The organism is bacterium (assembly GCA_024224155.1).
GTDB lineage: Bacteria > Acidobacteriota > Thermoanaerobaculia > Multivoradales > JAHEKO01 > CALZIK01.
Genome location: JAAENP010000299.1, coordinates 1 through 26,097 on the forward strand (window position 1 = coordinate 1; position 26,097 = coordinate 26,097).

The window sequence follows — 26,097 nt, forward strand, 5'->3', positions numbered from 1 at the left end:
ACTCCGGCGATCGAGCCGGTCAGGGGCATCTTGACCAGCGGCTTCGGTCGCCGGCGCGATCCGGTGACCGGTCGTCCGGCGGCGCACCAAGGCATCGATATCGCGACCGCCCCCGGCCGCACGGTGCAAGCCCCGGCGGAAGGAATCGTCGTCGAGGCCGGAAGAGTCGGTGGCCTGGGCAACGCGGTCTACATTTCTCACGGATACGGCGTCACGACTCGCTACGGGCACCTTTCGAGGATCGATGTCAGACCGGGCCAGAGGGTGGGTCGCGGCGACTCGATCGGCCGCGTGGGCAACAGCGGCAAGTCGACCGGGTACCACCTTCACTACGAAGTCCGCATCGACGGCAAAGCGGTGAACCCCATCGCCTACATGCTCGACCGCGCCTCGTAGCCGGGCTCTCCTCAGCGAACCATCCGACGCCGGGAAGAAAGTTCCCGGCGTTTTCGTTTGCTAGACTGAAATCGGTCTTTCCCATGATCAACAGAGTCCTCACCAAAGTATTCGGCAGCCAGCACGAGCGCGACATCAAGGCCATGATGCCGACGGTCGAGGCCATCAGTGCCCTCGAGCCGTCAATTCAGGCGTTCTCCGACCAGGAGCTCGCCGCCAAGACGGTCGAGTTCCGTGAGCGTCTGGAGAACGGAGAGACCCTCGACGACCTGCTCGTGGAAGCCTTCGCGGTGGCCCGCGAGGCGGCCTGGCGGTCACTCAAGATGCGTCCGTTCGACGTCCAGTTGATCGGCGGTGTCGTTCTCCATCAGGGCAAGATCGCCGAGATGAAGACCGGCGAGGGCAAGACTCTTGTCGCCACCCTGCCGGTGTATCTCAATGCTCTTGAAGGCAAGGGCGTCCATGTGGTCACTGTGAACGACTACCTGGCCCGGCGCGACGCCGAGTGGATGAGCGCGGTCTATCGATTCCTGGGCCTCTCGGTGGGCATCATTCAGACCAACATGCCCGACGCCGATCGCCGCGAGGCCTATCGAGCCGACATCACCTACGGCACCAACAACGAGTTCGGCTTCGACTACCTGCGCGACAACATGAAGTTCGATCTGTCGTCGATGGTCCAGCGCGGACACAACTACGCGATCATCGACGAGGTCGACTCGATCCTGGTCGACGAAGCACGCACACCGCTGATCATCTCCGGCCCATCCGAAGAGTCGGTTGACAAGTACTACCGCATCGATCGGATCATCCCGAAGCTTCAACGTGGCGAAGAAACCGAGCACGAAGACGGCAGCAAGTCCACGAGCGGAGATTTCCTGGTCGACGAGAAGGCTCAGACCGTCGCTCTGACCGACCAGGGAGTCGCCAAGGTCGAAGGCCTTCTCGGTGTCGAGAACCTCTACGACATCGAGAACATGGAGCTCATCCATGGCGTCAACCAGGGCCTGCGCGCCCACAATCTGTTCAGACGTGACGTCGACTACCTGATCAAAGACGGCCAGGTCGTGATCGTCGACGAGTTCACCGGTCGCATGATGCCCGGCCGGCGCTGGTCGGACGGACTGCACCAGGCCGTCGAGGCCAAGGAAGGCGTGCGCATCGAGCGCGAGAACCAGACTCTGGCCACGATCACTTTTCAGAACTACTTCCGGATGTACGACCGGCTCTCCGGAATGACCGGCACCGCCGAGACCGAGGCCACCGAGCTGGGCGAGATCTACAAGCTCGACGTGGTCGTGATCCCCACAAATGAGGACATGATCCGGGACGATCGAGCCGATCTGGTCTACGTCACCGCCACAGAGAAGTGGGACGCGGTGGTCGACGAGATAGCCGATTGCCATCGGGAAGGGCAACCGGCACTAGTGGGCACGATCTCGATCGAAAACAGCGAGATGCTATCCGGAAAGCTCAAGCGCAAGGGCATCCCGCATGTGGTTCTGAACGCCAAGTTCCACGGTAAGGAAGCAAGTATCGTGGCCCAGGCCGGCCGCGTTGGAGCCGTGACCATCGCCACCAATATGGCCGGCCGTGGCACCGATATCGTCCTGGGTGGCAACGCCGCGGGCCTCGCCGTGGCTGAGGCCGACCCGGAGACGGAGCCGGACGACCACCGCGAGGCAATGGCCCGCTACGAACAGACCTGCGCCGAGGAACGCCAGAAGGTTCTCGAGGCCGGGGGCCTTCACATTCTCGGCACCGAGCGCCACGAGTCGCGCCGGATCGACAACCAGCTTCGCGGGCGTTCAGGGCGTCAGGGCGACCCTGGGTCGTCGCGCTTTTACCTGTCGCTGGAAGACGACCTGATGCGAATCTTCGGCTCCGATCGGGTTCAGGGCCTGATGGGCAAGCTCGGCATGGAAGAGGGCGAGGCCATCGAGCACAAGATGGTCTCCAAGGCGATCGAGCGAGCGCAGAAACAGGTCGAAGGGCGCAACTTCGACATTCGCAAGCACTTGCTCGAATACGACGACGTCATGAACAAGCAGCGCGAGGCGATCTACCAGCTGCGCAAAGACGTCCAGGAGGGACGCGAGGGCCGCGACTACGTTCTGAAGATCGCCTCGGACATTCTCGACTTCATCATCGACAACCACTGCCCCGAAAAAGCCGATCCCCGCGATTGGAACATCACCGAAGTCACAACCGACATGCTCGCCTACTTCAACATCAACGTCGCGGAGCTCGATCTCGACATCGAGAACTTCGGTATCGACGAGATGAGAGACGAGCTCTGGGCGGAAGTTGAGAAGAAGTACGTCGACAAGGAAGAACGCCTCGGCACCGACCTGATGCGCATGTTCGAGCGCGATGTCCTGCTCAGAATCGTCGATCATGCCTGGAAGGATCACCTGCTGGCCCTCGATCACCTGAAGGAAGGCATCGGGCTGCGCGGCTATGGCCAGCGCGATCCCAAGCAGGAATACAAGCGCGAGAGCTACGAGCTGTTCCAGGCGATGAAGGAGCGGATCGAGGACACCGCCACCAAGACCATCTTCCGGCTGGAGCCGGTGTCGGAGGAGCAGATGGCCCAGCAGCGCACGAGGCAGCGGAGGCCCGCGGCGAGTGGCTACCAGTTCTCGGCTCCGCCCAAGGCGGCCTCGCCGGCCAAGCCCAAGACGGTGGTCCGGGCGGACAAGAAGGTCGGGCGCAACGCACCCTGCCCTTGCGGTTCCGGCAAGAAATACAAGAAGTGCTGTGGCGCGCCCACCAAGGCGGCCGCGAGCTAGACGCACCGACTCAAATGCTCATCGATTCCGAGGATTCCGGCTAGCTCGGGGCACGATGGCAGGTTCCCCACGCAGTATCGCGGTTGTCGGCGCGGGGGCGCTCGGCGGCTGGACCGCTCTCGAGCTGGCGAAGCGCGGAGCCGACGTCACCTTGATCGACTCCTGGGGGCCAGGCAACCTCCGCGCGAGCTCGAGCGGCGAGCGCCGGATCATCCGGGCGACCTACGGTCCCGACGGCTTCTACGTTCCGCTGGTGGCTCGTTCGTTCGAGAAATGGAGCGACCTCGAGCGCGAGACGGGCCTGGAGCTCTACGAAGAAACCGGTTTGCTGTGGCTCTTTGGAGAGTCCGATGCGTACGCCGTTTCAGCCCAAAGACACCTGAAAGCCCATGGATTCGCGCTCGAGGAGCTCCAGCTGGCGCGGGCGCGCTCCCGATTCCCGCAGTTTCGATTCGACGATGTCCAGAAGATCTTCTTCGAGCCTCGCGCCGGCACCATCGCGGCGCGGGTCTCGGTGCGGGCGTTGCGCGACCTCTTCGTCCACACCGGTGGCGTTTACAGAAATGCGCGAGTTCTGCCACCCGTGGTGAAGCAACGGCGTATCCAATCGATCCGGCTCGCGGACTTGCCTGATTTCGCAGCCGACAAGTACGTATTCGCGTGCGGCCCCTGGCTTCGAGAGATCTTCCCCGACACCTTGGGGCACCTGATCAGGGTGAGTCGCCAGGAGGAGTTTTACCTCGGGCCGCCGCCAGGTCCCGGCTACCGCCCTCCAGAGTTCCCGGCCTGGCTCAACTTTGCCGATCGCATGTGCTACGGCCTGCCGAGTCTCGACGGACATGGCGTCAAGATCGCCGACGACGACAGGGGGGAGCCCTTCGATCCGACCAATGGCGACCGGGCGCCGTCACCCGGCGCCCTCCTCAGACTGCGCCGACTCCTCGAGCGGCGCCTGCCCGATCTGGCCGAGGCTCCTCTCCTCGAGGCTCGGGTGTGTCAGTACCAGAACACCCCCGACGGCCACCTGATCCTGGACCGCCACCCGGAGATCGAGAATGCCTGGATCCTCGGAGGCGGTTCCGGACACGGCTTCAAGTTGGCTCCCGCGCTCGGGGAGCGCTTGGCTCGGATGGTCCTCGATGGCGCCGAGGGCATGCGCGAGTTCTACCTGGATCGATTCAAACCGGGCGCCGGCCTCGACGGCTCTTCGGCGTCGCAGTACGACCTGTAGTCAGGCCTCACGCGTCGGGAAGGGACACCATGAATGGTGTCCCCGATTACCGGTCCACCCAGTAGTTCGGCGCTTCCTTGGTGATCACCACGTCGTGGGCGTGGCTCTCCTTCAAACCGGCGGCCGTGACTCGCACCAGCTTGCTCTCGCAACGGAGGCCCTGGACATTCTCGCAGCCCGCCAGCCCCATTCCCGAGCGCACGCCCCCGACGACCTGAGTCAGCATCTGGTGCACGCTGCCCTTGAAGGGAACCATCCCTTCGATTCCCTCGGGCACCATCTTGCTGCGCTCGTCGCTGGAATCCTGGAAGTACCGGTCCGCGCTCCCCTCTCGCATGGCCGGAATCGAGCCCATGCCTCTGTGGGCCTTGTACGAGCGGCCCTGATAAAGGATGGTCTCGCCCGGGCTCTCTTCGGTGCCCGCGAAGAGCGAGCCGATCATCACCGAATGGGCGCCGCACGCCAGCGCCTTGACCACGTCGCCGGAGAACTTGATCCCGCCGTCCGCGATCACCGGAATGTCGTGCTCGGCCGCGGCCTGCGCGCACTCCACGATCGCCGAGGCCTGAGGCATGCCCCCTCCGGTGACGACGCGCGTCGTACATATCGAGCCGGGTCCAATGCCGACCTTGACGCCGTCCGCACCGCTGTCGATCAACGCCCGAGCTCCCTCGGCCGTAGCCACGTTGCCGGCGACGATCCTGGTCTCCGGATGGGCCGCTCGCAGAGCGACCACCGCATCGAGCACTCCCCTACTATGCGCATGCGAGGAATCGAGCACCAGAAAGTCGACCTTGGCCTCGATCAAGGCCGCCGCGCGCTCGAGGCAACTCCCGCCCGCTCCGACGGCGCCCCCGACTCGCAGCCTCCCGAGCTCGTCCTTGCAGGCATTCGGAAACCTCTCGGTCTTTTCGATGTCCTTGACCGTGATCAGCCCCTTGAGCTCGCCTTCGCCGTTGACCACCAGGAGCTTCTCGATCCTGTGCCGGTGCAGCAGCGCCTTGGCGTCATCGAGGGTCGTACCTTCGGGGACCGTGACCAGGTTCTCGCGGGTCATGACGTTGTCGATCCGCTGGTCGAGGTCCCTTTCGAAGCGCAGATCCCGGTTGGTCAGGATGCCGACGAGCTTGCCTTCGGCATCGGTGACCGGCAGGCCCGAGATCTTGTAGTGCGCCATGCGTTCCAGAGCGTCTCGAATGCTCTGCCCGGGCCGCATCGTCACCGGATCCACGATCATGCCGGCCTCACTGCGCTTGACCTTGTCCACCTCGGAGGCCTGCGCCTCGACCGAGAAGTTCTTGTGAATCACCCCCACTCCACCCTCCTGAGCGACCGAGATGGCCAGGCGCGATTCGGTGACCGTGTCCATCGCCGCCGAGACGATCGGTATGTTGAGGTCGATGCCGCGGCAGAGTCGGGTCCTCAACTCGACGTCGTTCGGGTGAACCGCTGAGAAACCCGGAACGATCAGAACGTCGTCGAACGTCAGGGCCACGGGCGGCGGAGTGGGGGATTCGCGCTTTGGCTCGGTCATCCGGTATCTGGCCCGCCCTGAAGTCAGGCGAGATTATCAGAACCCGCCGCGGGAGCGGAGTTCGGCAGACCGCGCCGGTCGAGCGCTCAGCGAGCGGTCAGGGCCGCCTCGGCCGGCTCCACCCAGCGCCGTGCCAGAACTCGCTTGACATCCGAGTCGCGCATCGAGAAATTCCGCCGGAAGTGCGTGCGCCCCGGCATCCACTTCCACCAGTACATGCCGCGGACGAAGTCTTCGGATGCAATCCGCTCGATCGCAACGTCTATCAGCCGGGTCCGCAACGCCCGGCTCTCCGGCGAGTCCTCGCTCTCGTACCGCCAGGGCTCACGGGCGGCCGCCGGATTGAGGTTGTAGCCAATCTCCGCGATCAGAACCGGCTTACCCACGGCTCGCGAAAGCCGGCGCAGCCCGGCCAGGGGAGGCTCCCATCCGGAGCGAAGTAAGGCACGATCGGGATCCTCTGCCTCGCTCAGCGGGAAGTAGGCGTGAACGCCGATCCAGTCGACGGCGTCCCAGAAGGGAACCCTCTTGAGGCGGTCCCAGTTGGCAGCGTAGACGACCGTCCCCGGAAACACCTCGCGCACACTCGCAATGATCCTGCGCCAGTCCTCTTCACGATGAGTCGTGGCTTCGAGCTCGACACCGACGGCGAACAGGTCGAGTCCGGCGGAGGCGGCGAACCGCGCCTGGTCGACGATGAACGCCTCGTAGTCGGCGAAGAACCTCCGCCAGGCGGCTTCGTCTTGGCCGAACTCGATCTCACCTCGCCACGCGAACTCACCCCAGTAGCCGAGATGCGGCTTCCAGAAGAGATCAACGCCGGCCTTACGCGCCAGCTCGACGGCCGCGCCGAGGAACTCGAGCTCGGCGGCCGGCTGGAACTTGACGATGCCGTTGCGCTTGACCCAGCCATAGGGATGAATGGCCACGGAGTCGACGCCGATCTGCTTGAGCTCGGCGAGACTCTCGGCCATCGCGGGCGAACCCCAGATCGGTCCCCACCGCGGGCACGATACGACCATGCCGCGTTGGAAGTCGCTTCTCGGAGCGGCCTGAAGGCCGGAGCTCCCGACCAGGATGAGCCCCAGGAGCATGGCCAGGCGTAGGAACATCAACGGATGATACGACGTCCGGGGTGTCGAGGTTCTGGAGAGCCGCTGTTGCCTCCTTTAGCCGTTGCCGCTCCTCGACGGACTTCGCCTTTCGGCTTGCGCGATCCGGCGGGCTCTTGGAGGGTTCGCCTCGGGCGCTTTGCGCGTCTCCTCGCTACCGCCTCCAAGTATGAACGGCTCAACCAGAAAGGCCGCTGCGGTGCGGGCAAATCGCTCCTCCTCGCCTCGCCCCCCAATTGCCACCCCGGATGCTCGCACCGCCTCAAACGGCTCCGGTCCGTCGAGGAGCGGCAACGGCTTCGCGTCGGCAAATCCGAGCCCGGCCCAGTGGATGGCGGTCGCGCCGAAATCGCGTATCGCCTCGAACGGCCGCGCGCCGACAAGATCGCGGGCGGCTCTTTGCCTCGCTACCCGCGAGGGGACGCCGATTCGCCGGGACAGCTCTCCAGGGGGCTCGCCGCAAGCGCTCTGGACACGGCTTCGGAGACCACCAGCGGTTTGCGCGCAGCGGCGCGCAGGTGCGAGCCCGGTATCCGCAGTTCGAGCAGCGAGCACCGTCCCCTGGAAGCTGTCCCGGCGAGCGGCCCTTGGGCGCGGCCCCTGGCGGATTGCCTGCCGATCGGCGCCGAGGCGCGATGGCGGCAGTAAGAGACTCTTCGCTTCGCTCAGGAGCAAGCGGAGCTCGACCGCTTTAGCTGCTGGTCAGCCGAGCGCTAATCCGGCATCCACACGAGCGCCACCAGATCCACCTCAACGTCGGCACGCCGCGGCTTGAGCGACTTGAGCTGGAGCTCTTCCGTCAAGGGATCGAACTTGTCCTCGATCGCCTCGAGCTCTTCTTCGAGCTCTCGATTGAGCTCTTCGATGTCCTCGGTGATGGCCTCGATGTTCTCCTGGGCCCGGCCGACGTCCTCTTTCTCCTTCGACGAACGTCCGAAGCCGCGCGCGGCGGTGGTCGCTCGACCGAGCGACGACATGCTGAACTTCTTGCGGCCGGCGACCGCTGAGAGCAGAGCCGCTCCCATCGAGATCGCGTTCTGGAGCTTCTGTCCCTTGGCTTGCTCGACCTCCCTTTCGAGAATCTGCCGCGCCTTGCGCAGCTTCTCCTCGAGCCGGTCGATCTTGGTCTCGTACTTCTGCTGGAGCTTCTCTTTCTCCCCGTCGCGGCGCTCCCGAGCCGTCTCCTTGAGTCGCACGCGAAAGTCCCGTTCGCTCTCGAGCGGCTCAGAGGTCATCTTGTAGGTCGCGCTCTTGAAAAGATCGATTCCCTTGGAGCGATAGAGATAGTCGGAAAGCTCCTTCTTCCACTTCGCCCAGCTCCTGGCGCTCTTGGCGGGATCTGGGACCGCGCCGAAGCGACCTGCTTCGGGGGCACCGCGCTCGAGGTCGCGCGCGCCGACCTCGACGGGTCTGCCCTCGTCCCAATCTAAATCGATCAGACCGTCATAGAGGTCGACGCTCAGCGCGATCTCCTCGGCATGGACTTCCTTCTTAGTGGTCGGATGCACATAGTGCACTTTGCCCAGCCCGAGCGCTTTCGCCTCGTAGAGCACGTCGCTACCGCGCGCCGCCGGAGCCGAAGCCCAGTACTGCGGCAGGTCGGGCGGCAGCATGGGTCGCGATGGCGTCTGGGCAACCCGCGCGGCGGCAGGGGTGACCGGTGCAGACGGAGCCGCCTCGGCCTGCGTCGTCGGCGAAGCCGCCGCCGGCAGCGCCGACTTCCGTTCGCCCATGAGGCGTTTGATCTGCCCACGAGTCAACGGACCGCGCAGATACGACATCACCCAGCGGGTGTGGAAGAGAACCGGCCCTTCCTCGTGGACGTTGTGAAGCAGAAACACCCGTTTGCCGAGGCCGGAGATCACTTTCTCCATCGTCTTGCGGTCGAACCCGGACCCACCGCTTTGAATGCCTTCGAGGCCGGCGAGCACGCGCTCCTTGTCGCGTTCGGTCTGGAGCCGCCCAATAAACCAGGTGCCGGTGTTGGAGAGCCCCTTGTAGTCGAGGTCGACCGGATTCTGCGTCGCCAGCACGACGCCGACACCAAAAGCGCGCGCCTGCTTCAGGAGAGTCAGCAGCGGCTTCTTGGACGGCGGCTCGGCGACCGGCGGCATGTAGCCGAAGATCTCGTCCATGTAGAGAAGGGCTCGCAGGCTGGTCGTGCCGGCACGCGAGCGCATCCAAGACAGGGTCTGGTTGAGCAGCAGCGACACGAAGAACATTCGCTCGGGGTCCGAGAGATGCGCGATCGAAAAGACCGCGATGCGGGGTTTGCCCTGCGGCGTGTAAAGGATCTCCTGAAGGTCGAGCGGCTCCCCCTCCATCCAACCCTGGAAGCCCGGAGCGGCCAGCAGGTTGTTGACCTGCATGGCGAACTTGAAGCGCTCCTTCGAGGGAAAGAACGAGTCGAGATCCATTACGCCGACCTTCTCCACCGGCGGGCTCTGGATCGAACCGATCAGACTGCTGAGATCGAGACCCCGGCCTTCGGCCCAGGATTGACTCAAGATGGTCGAGAGCAGGATGTGCTCGCGGCTCTGGATCGGATCGGCGTCGATGCCCAGGAGGCCGAGCAAACTCGTGGCCGTAGTGGAAACGCGCTCGCGCAGCAGGTCGCCCTCGCTTCGAATCGCTTCCGAGGGCGCCGCAAAGGACGACAGGATCGAGATCGGCCGGCCGGCGTCGCTACCCGGCGTATAGATCGTGAACTCGGCCGCATCCCTGAGGCGCCGAATCCGCTCGCCGGTCTGGCCATACCAACCCAGGCCCTTCTGCCAGAGCTCCGCCTGCTGAGCCGCGTAGTCGTCCGGAGATAGGTCCTTGCGCAGAGCGTCGTCCTCGTTGATCCACGGCCGGAAATCCTCGGGCGCCAGGTCGGGAAAGGTGAGCAGCAGGTTGCCGAGATCTCCCTTCGGGTCGATGACGATCGCCGGGATTCCGTCCATCGCGGCTTCTTCGAGCAATCCGACACACAGTCCGGTCTTGCCGCTTCCGGTCATCCCGACGCACATGGCGTGCGTCACGAGATCTTTCGAGTCGTAAAGCAGAAGCTCGTCCTGCTCTTCCTTCTCTTCGAGGTCGTAGTGCTTGCCGAGGTAGAAAGCCCCCAACTTCTCGTAGTGCTCCATGCTTACCCTCTCTCCTGGCTCATCGTTCCCGAGACTTCCCCGCTGGCGAGATCAAAAACGTACCCTCTCGAGCCCCAAAAAACAAATCCCGGGCTCACCAGGCCCTGGGATCCAGGTCGTATGGCAGAGGGGTCAGTTTTTCGGGTCCGTCCGCGCCCATCACGAGAAGATCTTCGAGGCGCACACCGAAACCTCGATCCGGCTCGTAGAGACCCGGCTCGAGCGTGAAAACGTCCCCCACCTCAAGAGTTCCCGTGCTGCCGACGCTCTTTCTAAACGACGGCAGCTCGTGCAGCTCGTAGCCGACGCCATGCCCGAGGCCGTGCACGTAGCCGGTCCGAGTACCCGGGTGCGATCGGCCGGTCGCAAGACCCGCATCTTCGAACAGCCGGCAGACCTCATTCTGGAGATCCGCACCCGAGACACCGGGGCAAGCCATCGCGCTCGCCGCCCACAGTGCTCTCGAGCACTGCTCGTGGGCGCTGGCGACAGCCGCACTCGGTTCACCAACGCAGAAGGTCCGGGTGCAATCCGCGAACAAGAGGCCCTTGGGATACAGGTCGATAACAATCGTCTCGCCGGCCCTGAGCTCTCTCGAGTCGGCGCCCTGAGTGTGCGGTACGCCGGCGTCGGCGCCCGCCGCGACGATGTTGCCCTCGGGCTGTTCGAGTCCGTGACCCGCCAGAACGATCGCGATCTCACGACGCAGCCGGCCCGCGGTCAAGGGCTCTCCCCCGTGCAGGAGCGCGTCACCGCTCCATTCGGCCTGAGCCAGGATTTCGGCAGTCCGACGAAAGGCGGCGCAGGTTCCCTCGGCCGCGCGGCGCACGGCACGGATTTCCGCTTCGGATTTCGACTTGCGGAGCTCCCGCATCAGCGCCTGGCCGCTCGCAGAGCCGAAGCCGCGACCCTCGAGCGCCCTCACGAGCTCATGAGTCTCGCCCGCCGGCGGGTGGCCCGCCCAAGCAAGGACGCCCTCGCCGACCCCCACTCGCTCCAGCGCGGAGGCCAGGGCCACGAGCAAGAGCTCGACCTCCGAGCCACCGCTACGCCTGAGTTCCAGAGCTTCTTCGCCCGAGGGCGTTACGAGATCGAGTCCGGTCGCGGCGGCCTCGTCGCGCTCCATGTCGACCAGATAGCCGAGGACCGGAGGCCCGCCCCGGGGCGCGAGCAGGAAGCTCTTTCCCAGGTGCGCCGAACCGGCGAAGGCCGCCAGATCCGGATCGCGACTCGAGTCCGCAATCACCAGCAGAGCCGCGGCGCCGAGCTTCTCCAAGCCGGCGTCTAGAAGCCCCTGACGCAAATCCCGGACTGCTAGGCGTTTCTGTTGATGAAGTCCTCGAAGGCCGACTTCGGCATGGCCCCGAGCATGCGGTCGGCGACCTCGCCGTTCTTGAAGAGAATGAAGGTCGGAATGCTCGAAACCTGGAACTGCGCGGCGATGTCCTGGTTCTCGTCGACGTTCAGCTTGGCGATCTTGACGTCGGCGTTCTGTGAGGCGATTTCATCGAGCACGGGGGCGACTATTCGACACGGCCCACACCACTCGGCCCAAAAATCCACGAGTACGGGCTTGTCCGAGTCCTTGACTTCCTGGTTGAAGTTCTCCGCCGTGATTTCGACGATTTGATTTGATGCCATCGAGTTCTCTCTTTCCGCGCCCGACGATGTTTGGGCGCCTGCTAGTCGATTCAACGCATTCCGGCGGGCGACAAATTCCCGCCTTCGAAGTCTACTCCAGCCCGAGGCTCGTGGCAGCCCGCGCGGTCCTACCCGACCGAGACCTTCCCGACTCGGTTTCTGGTGAAGTGCCGGCGGGCCGCTGACACATCCTTCTCGATCTGAGCCTGTAGAGATTCGAGCGATGAGAAGACCTGCTCGCCGCGCAGTCGCTTCAGGAACTCCACGCGCACGGCTCTGCCGTAGAGGTCGCCATCGAAATCGAGCAGATGGCACTCTACCGTCGGCGGCGAGTTCTCGTGCAGCGTCGGCCGGACACCGACGTTTGCTACCGAGCGGTGGTCGACAAGCTCGCCGCCGGCATCCTCGAGACGAACCCGGCTGACATAGACGCCATGCGCCGGGATCAGCTCATTATCGTGCTCCAGGTTGATCGTCGGCCAGCCGAGCTCGTGGCCCTTCCCGGAGCCGTGAACCACCGTGCCCGTGATCTCGTAGGGCCGACCCAGCATCGAGGCGGCCAACTCGACCTGGCCGGTGGCGACCGCCTCCCTGATGCGTGTGCTGGAGATGGGCGAGCCGCCCGCCGTGACCTCTTCGACGCCCCACGCCGGATGGGATCCTCGGTCGTCGTCTCCCCCCAAACGCTGCAGGAGTCCGAGATCGCCTTCTCGACCCCGCCCGAACACGAAGCGCGAGCCGACATAGATCTCGAGCAGGTCGAGCCGCTCGTGCAGGAATCGCTCGACAAACTCGCGGGCGGGAGTCTGCGCGAACTCGGCATCGAAGCGCACCAAGAACGCCAAATCGATTCCGCACTCGGAGAGCAAGCGCTGCTTCTGATCCGGGGTGGTCAGACAGCGAGGCGCCCGTTCGGGCCACAGCACCTTCGCCGGGTGCGGCGCGAACGTCACGACCGCGGCCGGCACTTCCAGCTCTCGGCCGCGGGCCACCACCTTCTCGAGTATCGCTCGCTGACCGCGGTGGACACCATCGTAGTTGCCGACAGTCGCCACCGCCCCGCGCGGAAGGTCCTTCCGGTTCCAGGCGTCGTCGAAGACCTTCATACCTGCCGTGAAGTGGGATTCTCTCTGCGTCCGGCCGCTGCCGCCCCCGGTCGGACCGGCCGCGGCTCGCCGACGATCCGGCCGACCAGATCGTCGGCAAAGGCTTCGGTGATTTCGACGTTGGCGAGCCCCGGCGGCTCGATCAAGCCATCGTTGATCAACAACCTGCCGTCGATCTCCGGAGCCATGCCGTGGTGGCGCCCCTCGAGCAGATGTTCGGTCTCCGAGCAGGGACCCTCGATGAGCGCACGCAGCGTCTTTCCCACCAACCTCTGCCGGCGCTCCAAGGCGATGGGTCGCTGGACTTCCAGGAGCTTCGCATACCGCTGCCGGGCCGTCGACCTGGGCACTCGCGACCCCATGCCGGCCGACGGCGCTCCCTCTTCGGGGCTGAACACGAAACCGCCGAGGTGGTCGAAACGAGCTTCCTCGACGAAGCGCACGAGATGATCGAAGTGCTCCCGGCTCTCACCGGGAAATCCCACAATGAAGGTCGAGCGCAAGAAGACGTCCGACGCCAACTTGCGTGCCGTCTCGAGCTGGCGAAGATAGCGGTCCGCGGTGCCACCGCGCTTCATCGAGCGCAGAATGTCGGGGTGCGAGTGCTGCAAAGGCATGTCGACGTAGGAGACAAAACGCTCTTCGGCGCCCATCAAGCGAAGCAGGTCATCGTCGAGAGTCGTCGGATAGGCATAGAGAAAACGGATCCAGGGGACCGCCGTGTTCTCGAGCAACGCCTCGACGAGCCGGACCATTCCGTGTCGATGCAGACCGATGTCTTCACCGTACCGAGTCGTATCCTGGGCAACCAGGCAGAGCTCCAGGACTCCGTCTTCCTCGAGCCGGCGCGCCTCCGCCACCAGGCTTTCGATCGTCCGACTCCGAAAACGACCTCGCCAGAGCGGAATCGCGCAAAATGCACAGGGATTGTCGCAGCCCTCCGCAACCTTCAAATAGCCGTAGCCGCGGGTAGTCAAAAGTCGCGGCGCGGTGTGATCGAAGACCGCGTGGGAAGGCGCCGGAGGCGCCGGCCCGGCACCTCCCAGCTCGACCAGGCCGCCCACCGACCTCAGATCATCGAGCCCTATGAAACCGTCGATCTCCGGAATCTCGGCAGCCAGCTCTTCGCCGTAACGGTTGACCATGCATCCGGCCACCAGAAGCCTGTCGGTTTCGCCCTTGCGGCTCGCGACCTCGAGAATCGCCTCGATCGACTCCTCCTTCGCCTCGTCGATAAAGCCACAGGTGTTGACGATCACGGTTTCCGCCTGTTCGACGTCGTTGACCAGCTCGTAACCCTGGCGCTGGAGCTCGCCCAGCATGATCTCGCTGTCGACCCGGTTCTTTGGGCAGCCCAGGCTGATCATGCCGACGTTTTTGTTCTTTCCCGAGGCGGACATCGCGACGCGAGAGTTTACCAGGGTGAAGGCAGGCTAGACTGAAATCGATGCCGTTGACGAGTGCGCTCTTCGAGAGCTTCCCCTGCCCCGCCTCCCTGGTTCGCTGGAGAGCCAAGCGCGCGCTGCGGCGACGACTCGTGAGACTTCGCTCGGACCCGCGCCAGGATCCGGTGCAGCGACGCCGGGACGTGCTCCGATCGGTCTCGGCCCACCCCGGCTTCGCCTCGGGCCCGGTCCGGCTCTCTCGGTCTCAGCTGCCGCTCGAGTTCTGGCGACGGGTGCTGGGCGCCCGCCTTCACGCCGGAGCCGCCTTCTGGCCGCGCTGGGCCCAAGACATCCATCGCGCCGAGGACGAGTGGTGCAAGGGCGTGGCCGAGCGCGCCGGTTTGAAGAGCGGTCTCCGGGTGCTCGAGATCGGCGCTCTGCCCGGATCGCTGGCCCGTTGGGCTGAAACCGAGATCCCGGGTCTCGAGGTGACGCTCCTGGCCCTCGACGCCAATGGCAGGCAACTGCTGGACAGTGCGTCCTCCGCCCTCGGTCCGGTGGACGCACGCGTGGCCGCGGCGACTCTGAAGGACTTCTCGGCGCCCGCGACCTTCGACCGAGTGATCGCCGTCGAGGCGCTCACCCAGGCCGCCAGTCCAGTGCCAGTCTTCGATCGCCTACTGTCCTGGCTGGCACCGGGCGGTCACCTGTTTGCTCAAGTCGCATGCCACTGGCGAGATTCCTACCATTTTGGATCCGACGACGAGCACGGCTGGATGCTCCCCGAAACACCCGACGGAGCCCTGTATCCGGGCGAGGAGCTCCTCGGCGAGCTGGAGAAGAACTGTAAGGTGATCTCCCGCTGGGAGTGGAGTGGCGAGCACTACGAGCGCACCGCTCGGGCCTGGATCGAGCGCCTGGAAGCGCACTCGGCCGAGCTGCTCTCGATTCTCGAGACCGCCGAGGAGCCTCGGCCAAGGCGGACGCTACGGGCCTGGCGCCATGCTCTCTTGGCCCAACAGGCGATGTACGGCTACCGCGAGGGCCAGGAGTGGTGTCTCACCCAAGTCCTGCTGGGCCGCTAGCAGCGTGAATACGGTTCCCTGAGCTGCTAGCATCCCAGCCCGGATTCCACGCCCGCTTCTTCGATCTCAACCGATCTCAACGATGCCGATCCCCGAGCCAGGAGGCTTACTGCCGATGCAACTGAGACAGTTTCTTTTCGGAGCATTAGCGCTCGGCTTGCTCGCCGCGACCCCTCCGGCCCGGGCCGGGGGCCCCGAAGTTTTCGCCCTCACCGAGGTTCGCATCGTCGTGGCGCCGGGGCAGGTGATCGAGAAGGGCACGGTCGTACTGCGTGACGGAGTGATCGAGGCGGTAGGGGCCGAGATCACGCCCCCCGCCGACGCTCGCGTTCTCGAGCGGGCGGAGCTGACCGTCTATCCCGGCTTGATCGACGCCTACGTCGAGAGCAAGTGGCCGCAGAGTGAAGGCGAGATCCGCGACGGCGCCCACGACAACTCGCTGGTGCGGCCCGAGCGCCGGATGGCGCTTCACGGCCTCGACAGCGCCACGACCGAGAAGCTGCGCGGCGCCGGGTTCACGACCGTCGCCGTCGCTCCTCAGGAGGGGCTCCTCCGCGGCCACAGCGCGGTCGTCAACCTCGGCGACGGTGGAGTCAACCAGAACCTCCTGCGCGACGAGCACGCCCAGAACGTCACCTTCGCCCGGAAAGCCCGCGGCAAGGGTTATCCGAGCTCCCTCATGGGTAGCATCGCTCTTCTTCGGCAGACCCTGCTCGACGCCCGTTGGCACGAAAGGGCCTGGGCCTCCTACGACGCCGAGCCGGCACAGAAGCGGCCACCCATGAACTCCGCCTTCGCCGACCTGGCGGATGTCGCCAACGGCCGAGAGCTGGTCGTCATCGAGGGCGAGGACGCGCTCGGCGCACTTCGCAGCGCCAGCTTGATCCGGGAGTTCGGACTCCGGGCGCACCTCGTCGGCAGTGGCGACGAATACCGCTGGCTGGACGAGATCAGCGTCATCGGCGTGCCGCTGATCGTGCCACTCGACTTCCCTCAGGTCCCCAACGTGCCCGAAGAGGACGATCTCGTCCTTTCTCTCGAGGACCTGCGCCACTGGGACCGAGCGCCGCGGAATCCGAAAGCACTTCTGGACGCCGGCAATACGGTCGCCATCACCAGCCACCGCCTCGAGGCACCCGGAGACGTGCTCAAAAACCTCTACCTCGCCATCGATCGAGGCGGACTGAGCTCCGACGAAGCGCTGGCGGCGTTGACCACCACCCCCGCCAGGCTCCTTGGCATCGACGATCGCGCCGGAACCGTCGAGGTCGGCAAGATGGCCAACCTGGTCCTCGCCGAGGGCGAGCTTTTCGCCGAGAAGCCCAGCCTCAGAGAAGTGTGGGTCGACGGGCGGCGCTTCGAGGTCAAGGACTCGAAGCCGCCGGCGATCGAACCGGCCGGCACCTGGGAGTTGACGATGACCACCGGCGACAGCGACACGCTGCCGGCGGTCATGATCCTCGAGGGCAACGCCAAGAATCTCTCGGGCACGGTGACAGATCCCGAGGGGAATCGGATCCCACTGTCCAGGGCCGAGGTCTCGGGAGAGCGGCTCGAAGTCGTTTTCGACGGCACGGCCCACGGAACCCCGGGAGATATCGAGTTTCACCTAGACATCAAGGGCGACAGCGGCACGGGTCACGGGACCTCCCCGACCGGGTCGTTCACGATCAAGGGAACGCGATCAACCGAACCGACGGAGGTCACTCGATGAAGCTCGCAAGACAGTTCTTGGCCGGTCTGGCCCTCGCGACACTCTGGATAGCGAGCGTCTCCCCCGCTCCGGGCGAGACCCTGGGCGATCCGTCCGCGTGGCGAAACGACCTGCCCGAGCAGCCCGAAGCGACCGTCGTACGAAACGCCACGATCTGGACCAGCGGACCCGATGGCCGCCTCGAGAACGCGGACCTGCTGATTCGCGGCGGCAGGGTCAGCGCGGTCGGCGTGGGTCTGAGTGCTCCGGCCGGCGCGATCGAAATCGGCGCCGACGGCAAGCACGTCACACCGGGTCTGATCGACGCGCACTCCCACGTCGCCATTACTGGCGGAGTCAACGAGGGCACCAACATCACCACGGCCGAGGTCCGGATACAGGACGTGATCGACGCCCACGCGGTCGATCTCTACCGGCAACTGGCGGGAGGTCTCACCACCGCCAATCTCATGCACGGCTCGGCCAATTCGATCGGCGGCCAGACCGCGACCATCAAGCTGCGCTGGGGCCAGCCACCGGAGGAGCTTCTCCTCGACGGCGCCTACCGGGGTATCAAGTTCGCGCTGGGCGAGAATCCGAAGCAGAGCAACTGGAACGTCCAGGAGAGGCGGTACCCGCAGACTCGAGCAGGCGTCGAGCAATCGATTCGAGAGCGGTTCACCGCGGCGCTCGACTACCGCCGGGAATGGAACGAGCACAGAGCCTCGCCGGACCGTCGCCGCGTACCCCCCAGGCGGGACCTCCAGCTCGAAGCCCTCATCGAGGTCCTCGAGGGCAAACGCGGCATTCAGTCTCATTCCTACCGAGCCGACGAGATCATCATGCTCATGCGGATCGCCGAAGACTTCGGCTTCCATGTCAAGTGCTACCAGCACGTCCTCGAGGGCTACAAGGTCGCCGACGAGATCGCCGCCCACGGAGCCGGCGCCTCGACCTTCAGTGACTGGTGGGCCTACAAATACGAGGTCATCGACGCGATCCCCTACAACGGCGCGATCATGTGGGATCGCAATGTCGTGGTCTCATTCAACTCCGATTCGTCGGAGCTGGCCAGGAGGATGAACCTCGAGGCCGCCAAGGCGGTCCGCTACGGAGGTGTTCCCGAGGAAGAGGCGCTCAAGTTCGTCACCCTCAATCCGGCGATCCAGCTCGGCATCGAGGACCGGGTGGGTTCGCTCGAAACCGGCAAAGACGCCGACTTCGTCATCTGGAGTGGCGACCCTCTGTCGAGCTACTCGATCGTCGAGCAGACCTGGGTGGACGGCCGCAAATACTTCGATCGAGCCGAGGACCTGGCACGCCGCGAGGCGGTCGCCGCAGAAAGAAGCGCATTGCTGGCGAGGGCTCGGTCCTTCAAAGAAAAACCGGAAGACGAAGAGGCCACCGGTCCTGACGACGAGGGGGAGATCCCGGCCGAGACACCACCCAGAACTCCAACCACGCCGGTTGCCTGGCCGCACGAGAAGATGGAGCGATGAAGATGAGAAGAACACTCGCTCTGATCTTCGGCTCGCTCTTCGTCTCCACGGTCGGCCATGCCGCCGCCACGGCCTACGTCGGCGTGACCGTGCATCCGGTGTCGAGCGCCGCCATGGAAAGCGCCACGCTCCTGGTCGAGGACGGCAAGATCGCCGGGATCGGAACGGATCTCGAGATCCCGTCGGATGCCGCCGTCGTCGATCTCGCCGGTCTCCATCTCTACCCCGGCTTCGTGCACCCGCTGAGCGTTCTCGGACTCACCGAGATCAACAGCGTTCGGGGAACCCGAGACTACACGGAGATCGGTGAAGTCAACGCCGACATCCGGGCCGAGGTGGCCTTCAACGCCGACTCCGAGCTGCTGCCCGTGGCCATGTCCGGCGGAATCCTGACCGCGCACGTGGTCCCGACCGGGGGCATCTTTCGAGGCACCTCTGCGGCGGTCCGGCTCGAGGGCTGGAACTGGGAAGACATGACCATGTCGTCGTCGGTCGGCATGCACGTCGAGTACCCCGATCTCCGGCCGCCGGCGCCCAGCTTCCGCGTGCCGAAGCCGCCGTCCGAGGACGAGGTCAAGAAGAAGAAGGAAGAGACCCTCAAGACCATCAACGACACACTGAAAGACGCCCGGGCCTATGCCAAGGCCGTGGCCGCAGCGGCCGAAGGTTCAGCGCCCGCGCCCACTCACGACGCCAAGCTCGCCGCGCTCGGCCCGATGCTCGCGGGCGAGATGCCGCTCTTTCTCTATGCGGACGAGCGCACCCAGATCGAGAGCGCCCTCGATTGGGCCGATGAACAGGAGCTGTCGAACATCGTCCTGGTGACCGGGCCCGATGCCGTCTACCTGGCCGACCGGCTCGCCGAAAGCGATGTCCGGGTGCTCCTCAACGGAGTTCACAAGCTCCCGGAGCGGGATTGGGAACCCTACGACACACCCTTCACGGCGGCCAAGAGGCTCCATGACGCCGGCGTCGAGTTCTGTATCGGCGACGGCGGCGGCGGCTTCCGCGCTCCACACGTGCGCAATCTGCCATTTCACGCCGCCATGGCGGCGGCCTTCGGCCTGCCGAAAGAGGTCGCGTTGCGCAGCGTCACCCTCAGTGCGGCCGAGTTCCTCGGCATCCAAGACCGAGTCGGCTCTCTCGAGGTCGGCAAGGATGCGACCTTCATCGCCACCAGCGGTGACCCGCTCGAAGTGAAGACCCGAATACTGCGCGCCTGGATCGCGGGAGACGAGATCGACTTCTCGCTCGATCGGCAAAAGCGTCTGTACCGCAAATACGACAATCGCCCTCAGCCGAGGGACGAAAGATCACCTGATGTGGAGGGAATCCGTGAGCAAGGCAAAGGCTAAGTCGATCGCGTTCGCCCTGGTCGCCATGACGTGCTTGATCGGGCTGACGGCATCCTGCCGACGCCCGGATGACTCGGCCCGCGACACCTCCGAGAAGGGCTCGAGAGCGGCGGACCCGCATTCCTACAGCCGGCCTGAGGAGGCTGTCGTCCGGCATCTCGACCTGGATCTCGACGTGAACTTCGGCAGCCACACGCTCACCGGCACGGCAGCCTATGACATCGACGTAGCCCCAGGCGTCGAGGAGATCGTCTTCGATACGCGTGACCTCGAAATCTCGTCCGTTGTCGTCAGGACCTCCGAGGGCGAGCAAGATGCCGTCTTCAACCTCGGGGACGAAGAGCCTTACCTCGGCCGAGCTCTCCGTGTCGAGCTGCCCCCTGACTCCAGCACGGTTCGAATCACCTACGCGACCAGCCCGAAGGCCGGCGCGCTGCAGTGGCTCACGCCCGAGCAGACCGCCAGCGGTAAACCCTTCCTCTTGAGCCAATCTCAAGCCATTCTGGCGCGCACCTGGGTGCCCTGCCAGGACACGCCGGGCGTACGGATGACCTACTCCGCCACTTTGAGCGTGCCCTCCGACCTGATGGCCGTGATGAGCGCCGAGAACCCGACCGAGCGCTCCGAGGACGGCCTCTATCACTTCGAGATGCCGCAGGCGATCCCTTCCTACCTGCTGGCGGTTGCGGCCGGCGATCTCGAGTTCCGGCCGATCGACGACCGCGCGGGAGTCTACGCCGAACCCACGGTGGTCGAGGCCGCCGCCTGGGAGTTCGCGGATGTGCCGGCCATGATGACGGCAGCGGAGAGACTCTACGGTCCCTATGACTGGGGCCGTTACGACCTGCTGGTTCTGCCGCCGAGCTTCCCGTTCGGGGGCATGGAGAACCCGAGACTCACCTTCGCCACTCCGACCATCATCGCCGGCGACCGCTCCCTGGTCGCGCTGGTAGCCCACGAGTTGGCGCACTCATGGTCCGGGAACCTGGTCACCAACGCCACCTGGGACGATTTCTGGCTCAATGAGGGTACGACCACCTACATCACCTACCGGCTCATGGAAGAGCTCTATGGAGTCGAGTACGCGCAGATGCTCGCGGTTCTCGGCCGGCAAGACCTTGAAACCGCCTTCGAGGAATTCGATCCGAGCTCGCCGGACGCGCACTTGAAGCTCGCGCTTGCCGGGCGCGATCCGGACGACGGCATGACCGACATCGCCTACGAAAAGGGCGCGGCCTTCCTGACCACGCTCGAGACCGCGGTCGGTCGCGAGTACTTCGACGAGTTCTTGCGCGGCTATTTCGGTCACTTCTCCTTCAAGTCTCTGGATACCGAGACCTTCGTCCGCTACCTGAACGAGAACCTCCTAGCCGACCAGCCAGGCCTTGCGGACTCCCTCGACCTCGAGGCCTGGATCTACGGTCCCGGTCTTCCGATGAACGCGCCGGCCACCGAGTCAGCCGAGTTCCAACGCGTCGAAGAACAGATCGCGGCCTTCGCCGGGGGAGCCGATGCCGGCGACCTCGAGACCGACGATTGGACGACCCATCACTGGCTGCACTTCCTGCGCAGCCTTCCCGAGGCCATCACCGCCGTTCAGCTCGGTAACCTGGACTCCGTCTTCGGCTTCAACTCGTCGGGCAACTCCGAGATCCAGAGCGCCTGGTTCGAACGGGCTATTGCCGCTGGGCACGAAGAGGCCTATCCCGCGCTTCGTGGTTTCCTCCTCCAAGTCGGGCGCCGCAAGTTCCTCAAGCCGCTCTACACGGCGCTGGCCGAGACGCCCGAGGACCTCGCGTGGGCCCACGGCGTCTATGCCGAAGCCCGCAGCGGATACCATTCGGTCTCGAGCAATACCCTCGACGAGATCCTGGACTGGCAAGAGGCTGGATAGCATCGCTCCACAGCCTTGTCATTCTGAGCGCAGCGAAGAATCCCATCGGTTCGGTCTTCGCTCTCAAATACTCCACAAGTCCCACGAGAGATCTCGCCACTCCGGGTTCTGCTCCTCGATCAACCGCAGCTTCTTTGAACGCAGCCAGCCCTTGATCTGCTTCTCGCGTAGCAGCGCATCACGAACCCGTGCGAATCCCTCTAGCCGCACCAGGTGGTGAATGTGGTATCGCTTCGTGAACTCAGAACCCTCTCCACGTCTATGCGCCAGCATTCTCTGCCTTGGGTTCGAGGTCACACCCACGTAAAGCGTTCGTGAGCGGCTTGCGAGGATGTAAACAAAGAACCGTCTGGCCACACCCCAGTGGACGCGCTCGACGCAGACGTTCTGGCGGAAGGGACTAGATTCTTCGCTTCGCTCAGAATGACTGGGCGCGAGAGAGTCGCGTGAACTGCCGATCCTAGACCCCGCCGAGCTCCGTCTCCACCGCCTGTTCAGGCCGATCCTAGACCACGCCTGCCGTCTCGGCGTCCGCCGCGCCGGCCGCCGATTCGGCCACCAACCGACCCATTTCCCGCGACAGCATCCTCTCCACCCCGATCACGCCCGACTCGATCCAGCGGTGCTCACCCTCCATGACCTTGACGCCGAGCTTGTACTGCATGACGTCGTCGTTGTGCCACAGATCCTGGAAGAGCCGCTTGACCTTGCGCCGGGAGATCCGGCCGAACATGTCAGCCAGCGTCGCCGCATGCTCTGCGTCCGAGGAGCCCGCCGCTTTCAGAGCCTCCGCCCTCGAGACCGAGGCCGCGATCGCAAACAGCTCGTTGGCGATGTCGACTACTCTGAACAGGAAACCCTGCTTGTTCTGCATCCGCGCCTGGTGGACGGTCATGCCGTGGAAGATCTCCCGGGCCAGCTTCCGCGCTTTGCGGTCGACGAAGCGCAGGTGCTTGGAGTTGCGCCCAAAGCTCGCGTACTTCGGCCACAGGCTCCAACCCAGCCAGCGCGTCGGATACCAGCCCAGATAGAAAAGACCGCTCTTGACCAGGGCCCCGAGCTTGGCGCCGAGAGGCTGCTTCGGATCGATCAGAGCTCCCGCGACCTGCAGGTGCTTGTCCACCGCTTCGCGGGCCATGAGCAGGTGCATGATCTCGCTCGAGCCCTCGAAGATCTTGTTGATCCGATAGTCGCGCATCATGCGCTCCACCCCGATCGGCTCTTCACCGCGATTGGCGAGTGAGGCCTCGGTCTCGTAGCCACGCCCGCCCCGAATCTGCATGGCCTCGTCGATCAAACGCCAGGTCTGAAAAGAGTTCCACTCCTTGCAGGCGGCCGCCTCGAGCCGCAGGTCGCGGTCGCCGGCGTCGGCCATCTCGGTTGCGAGATCGGCGATCGACTGCATGGCGAAGGTGGTCGCGGTCATGTCGGCGATCTTGTGCGCGATCGCCTCATGCTTGCCGATCGGCTTGCCCCACTGCACCCGGCTCTTTGCCCAGCGCCGGCAGATCTCGATGCAGGACTTGGCCGTGCCCACCGAGCCGTTGGGAATCGAGAGCCGGCCGTCGTTGAGCGTCGAGAGAGCGATCTTCAAGCCCCGCCCTTCCTTGCCGATCAGGTTCTCGGCCGGAATTCGCACGTTGTCGAACCTGATGACCGCATTGGCCAGGGCCTTGAGACCCATGAAATGACAGCGGGTGACCACCTCGACGCCCTCCCAGTCGGTCTCGACCACAAACGCGCTGATCTTGTCGATGTCGGGCTGCTGGGCCATGACCACGAGCAGCTTCGCCAGGGTGCCGTTGGTGCACCACAGCTTGGTGCCGTTGAGGATGTAGTCGCCTTCCGGAGTCTTCTCGGCGGTCGTGCCCATACGGGCAGGGTCGGATCCGACATCCGGCTCGGTCAAGGCGAAGGCCGAGATCTCGCCCTTGGCGCACCGCGGCAAGTACTTGGCCTTGATCTCGTCGGTTCCGAAGAGCTTCAAGGGCTGCGGAACGCCGATCGACTGATGAGCCGAGAGCAACGCGGCTAGGTTGCCGTCGACGCTGCCCATCAGGTGCATCACCCGCTGGTATTCACGATTGGTGAAGCCCAACCCGCCGTACTTCTTCGGGATCTTCATGCCGAAGGCACCGAGCTTGCGCAGACCGTCGACAACGTGCTCCGGGTACTCGCCGGTCCGGTCAATCTCGGCCGGATCGATCTCGCTCTCGATGAGCTCCACCAGGGCGTTGTAGAAGGCGGCAAACTCCGGTCGGTCTTCTCCGGCGAGGGGAAACGGATGGATCAGGTCGAAGCGAAACCTGCCCAGGAACATCTCTTTCATGAAGCTGGGCTGGAGCCATTCTTCCTGGCGCGCGGCCTCGGCGACCTTGATCGCCTCTTCTTCTGAGACGTCTCGTACCTTCTGCTCGCTCATCGGATTCTCCCTTTCTTTAGTAGTCCCGATTCCCCGCGGGGCACTTTACCGCTCAGTAAACCTCCGTGATTATTGCCGCGGTGCGGTGCGAAGTCAAGCCGAGTCGTCGCGACGCGGCAAGAGCTGCCGCAGAATCCCGCCGCCCCGGGTAGCGGGCGACCTCCGCTGGCCCTCGAGCGAAGCGAAGGGTGTCGAACCCTTCTAGCGACTCGCTAAGCCAACACCAACAAGTACTAGCGCCGCGCCCACTCCGGTTCGCGTCGAGAACGGTTCATCCAGAAGGAGGGTGCCCACCAAAACCGCGACCACCGGAATCGCCAGGGTAATCAGAGAAAGCCGCGTCGCGGCAATCCGCTCCAGGACCCAGTAGTACATGGTGAACGTGACTACCGACCCGAGGATCGCCAGGTAGAGCAGAGCCCCGACCGCTTGCAGATCGAACGCGAAGGACCGGTCGGACTCGACGACTAACGATAGGCCTGCCATCACGACCCCGGTGAGCAGCATCGGCACCGTGATGACATTCATCGGATGAACCCCGCTCCCCCACTTCTTGACGTAGACGTGGGCGATGGCGGCCGCGATCGGAGAGGCGAAGAGCACGAGCGCCGGAACGAGAACCTCGCTGCGCGCCGCCAGCGTCAGGTCGTCCGAGAAGATCACGACGACTCCGAGAAAGCCCGCTACGACACCCAGCGTTTGGGCCATGCGTAAAGGCTCGTTCGGCAGCCTCCAGTGCGCAAACAGTGCAACCCACAACGGCATGGTCGCGAAAACAATCGAGGCCAGGCCCGAGGGGACCCACTGCTCCGCCCAATAGACCACTCCGTACGAGATGCAGAATGAGAAGACGGTCTGCACCGTCCAAATGCCGTGGAGGCGTGCCCCCCGCTGAACGGGCACTCTGAGGATCCGACCGAGTACGAACAGAATCGCGGCCGCGAGCGTGAATCGCAGAGCGACGCCGGCAAACGGCGGAATTCCCTCCAGGCCCAGGCGGATCACGGCCCAAGTGCTGCCCCAGATCAGGACCAAAAGACCGATCGCGCCGGCGATTAGCGGTCTCTGCGTCACTCGGATGGGGTTCGTTCGCGAAAGAGCTTCATCAGGTCTGCCGAAGATAGTCAATCGAGACGCTGGCGTCGATAACCCAACAGTTCAAACGAAGCGCGAGCCCCGCCTGGCGGACCTTCTTCCCCGATGGGCTCGCCGCCCGGGTGATGATGTCTTCCTCTAAGGATCGGTCCCGCGGGTATCTTGACAGGCCGCGTCCATCCCGGCAGTCTCGACGGGCCGTGACACGGGACCCGGACATGCGCCTCCGATCCAGGGGAAGAGCATCATGAGCAGATACCTTCCGCTGCTCTCCGCGATTGCAGCCATCTCTTGTCTCTGCCAGCCCAGCACCGCCATCGCCTTTCACGAACGAGGGGTCGCCAACTGCGACGGCTGCCATGTCATGCACGACAGCCAGGACGGATTCCCCCTCGGCTTCGGCGACGTTGGCGCTCTGCTCAAGGGTCCCAGCGCCAGCGACGTCTGTCTCTCCTGTCATGCCACCGAGCTCGGGGCCGTGCTTGCCGACGATCCCCTCTTTCCCTCGCCGGAGATGGGTGGCGGCAACTTTGTGTTCCTCTTCGAGGACAACCTCAACGACGGCCCGGAGGGAGCGACGAATCCGATACCCGGCGAAGCCGCGGGGCACAGCATCGTGGCTCCGGGATATGGCCTCGCTACCGATTCACGCCACCCTCTCTCTCCAGGGGGCAGCTTTCCCGCTTCCGAGCTCGGTTGCACGAGCTGCCACGACCCCCATGGCAACGC

19 protein-coding genes are annotated in these 26,097 nt (G+C 64.7%); 9 read left to right on the forward strand and 10 right to left on the reverse strand.

The window, feature by feature from the left end:
- The 3 genes from GY769_15710 to GY769_15720 form a co-directional block, all read left to right on the forward strand.
- Positions 1 to 396: M23 family metallopeptidase (locus GY769_15710; GenBank protein ID MCP4203364.1), on the forward strand; the 396-nt coding region annotated here is incomplete at its 5' end.
- 83 nt (positions 397 to 479) lie between these two features.
- Positions 480 to 3,188: a preprotein translocase subunit SecA gene (secA, locus tag GY769_15715; protein MCP4203365.1), complete on the forward strand. Its 2,709-nt coding sequence runs from the start codon at positions 480 to 482 to the stop codon at positions 3,186 to 3,188.
- 55 nt (positions 3,189 to 3,243) lie between these two features.
- Positions 3,244 to 4,419, forward strand: a complete 1,176-nt coding sequence (locus GY769_15720; GenBank protein MCP4203366.1) for an FAD-dependent oxidoreductase — start codon at positions 3,244 to 3,246, stop codon at positions 4,417 to 4,419.
- Between the two features lie 46 nt (positions 4,420 to 4,465).
- Here the strand turns inward: GY769_15720 and guaB are convergent, their stop codons facing one another.
- The 7 genes from guaB to rimO all read right to left on the reverse strand — a co-directional run bounded on the left by guaB (position 4,466) and on the right by rimO (position 14,340).
- Positions 4,466 to 5,953 (reverse strand): IMP dehydrogenase, encoded by a 1,488-nt coding sequence (gene guaB, locus GY769_15725; protein ID MCP4203367.1) that lies wholly within the window; start codon positions 5,951 to 5,953, stop codon positions 4,466 to 4,468.
- An 86-nt stretch (positions 5,954 to 6,039) separates the two neighbouring features.
- Positions 6,040 to 7,068, reverse strand: a complete 1,029-nt coding sequence (locus GY769_15730) for a hypothetical protein (GenBank protein MCP4203368.1) — start codon at positions 7,066 to 7,068, stop codon at positions 6,040 to 6,042.
- A gap of 710 nt (positions 7,069 to 7,778) precedes the next feature.
- Entirely contained in the window at positions 7,779 to 10,193 is a 2,415-nt protein-coding gene (locus GY769_15735; protein ID MCP4203369.1) for a DUF87 domain-containing protein, read from the reverse strand.
- 94 nt (positions 10,194 to 10,287) lie between these two features.
- A complete protein-coding gene (locus tag GY769_15740; GenBank protein ID MCP4203370.1) occupies positions 10,288 to 11,469 on the reverse strand; it encodes an aminopeptidase P family protein in 1,182 nt (393 codons plus the stop codon).
- Between the two features lie 38 nt (positions 11,470 to 11,507).
- A complete protein-coding gene (gene trxA, locus GY769_15745; protein MCP4203371.1) occupies positions 11,508 to 11,834 on the reverse strand; it encodes a thioredoxin in 327 nt (108 codons plus the stop codon).
- A 128-nt stretch (positions 11,835 to 11,962) separates the two neighbouring features.
- Positions 11,963 to 12,940 (reverse strand): bifunctional riboflavin kinase/FAD synthetase, encoded by a 978-nt coding sequence (locus GY769_15750; GenBank protein MCP4203372.1) that lies wholly within the window; start codon positions 12,938 to 12,940, stop codon positions 11,963 to 11,965.
- Entirely contained in the window at positions 12,937 to 14,340 is a 1,404-nt protein-coding gene (gene rimO, locus GY769_15755; protein MCP4203373.1) for a 30S ribosomal protein S12 methylthiotransferase RimO, read from the reverse strand. The genes GY769_15750 and rimO overlap by 4 nt, the downstream gene beginning before the upstream one ends.
- Before the next feature lie 47 nt (positions 14,341 to 14,387).
- Between rimO and GY769_15760 the strand changes: the two genes are divergently transcribed.
- The 5 genes from GY769_15760 (at position 14,388) to GY769_15780 (ending at position 21,851) form a co-directional block, all read left to right on the forward strand.
- The gene (locus GY769_15760; protein ID MCP4203374.1) at positions 14,388 to 15,410 is read left to right on the forward strand and encodes a methyltransferase domain-containing protein; all 1,023 of its coding nucleotides are present in this window, start codon (positions 14,388 to 14,390) and stop codon (positions 15,408 to 15,410) included.
- Between the two features lie 115 nt (positions 15,411 to 15,525).
- Positions 15,526 to 17,124, forward strand: coding sequence for an amidohydrolase family protein (locus GY769_15765; GenBank protein MCP4203375.1), 1,599 nt, complete (start codon positions 15,526 to 15,528; stop codon positions 17,122 to 17,124).
- Entirely contained in the window at positions 17,121 to 18,602 is a 1,482-nt protein-coding gene (locus tag GY769_15770; protein ID MCP4203376.1) for an amidohydrolase family protein, read from the forward strand. The genes GY769_15765 and GY769_15770 overlap by 4 nt, the downstream gene beginning before the upstream one ends.
- A gap of 2 nt (positions 18,603 to 18,604) precedes the next feature.
- Positions 18,605 to 19,957, forward strand: coding sequence for an amidohydrolase family protein (locus GY769_15775; GenBank protein MCP4203377.1), 1,353 nt, complete (start codon positions 18,605 to 18,607; stop codon positions 19,955 to 19,957).
- A 25-nt stretch (positions 19,958 to 19,982) separates the two neighbouring features.
- Positions 19,983 to 21,851 carry a M1 family metallopeptidase gene (locus GY769_15780; GenBank protein ID MCP4203378.1) on the forward strand — a complete coding sequence of 623 codons (1,869 nt, stop codon included), beginning with the start codon at positions 19,983 to 19,985 and terminating at the stop codon, positions 21,849 to 21,851.
- 63 nt (positions 21,852 to 21,914) lie between these two features.
- Here GY769_15780 and GY769_15785 read toward each other — a convergent pair whose 3' ends face one another.
- The 3 genes from GY769_15785 to GY769_15795 all read right to left on the reverse strand — a co-directional run bounded on the left by GY769_15785 (position 21,915) and on the right by GY769_15795 (position 25,347).
- Positions 21,915 to 22,208, reverse strand: a complete 294-nt coding sequence (locus tag GY769_15785; protein MCP4203379.1) for a GIY-YIG nuclease family protein — start codon at positions 22,206 to 22,208, stop codon at positions 21,915 to 21,917.
- Positions 22,209 to 22,356: 148 nt separating this feature from the next.
- Positions 22,357 to 24,273, reverse strand: coding sequence for an acyl-CoA dehydrogenase (locus GY769_15790; GenBank protein ID MCP4203380.1), 1,917 nt, complete (start codon positions 24,271 to 24,273; stop codon positions 22,357 to 22,359).
- Positions 24,274 to 24,474: 201 nt separating this feature from the next.
- On the reverse strand, positions 24,475 to 25,347 hold the full coding sequence (locus GY769_15795) for an EamA family transporter (protein MCP4203381.1): 873 nt from the start codon (positions 25,345 to 25,347) through the stop codon (positions 24,475 to 24,477).
- Between the two features lie 268 nt (positions 25,348 to 25,615).
- Between GY769_15795 and GY769_15800 the strand changes: the two genes are divergently transcribed.
- Positions 25,616 to 26,097 (forward strand): hypothetical protein (locus GY769_15800; GenBank protein MCP4203382.1); only part of this gene is annotated, 482 nt, incomplete at its 3' end.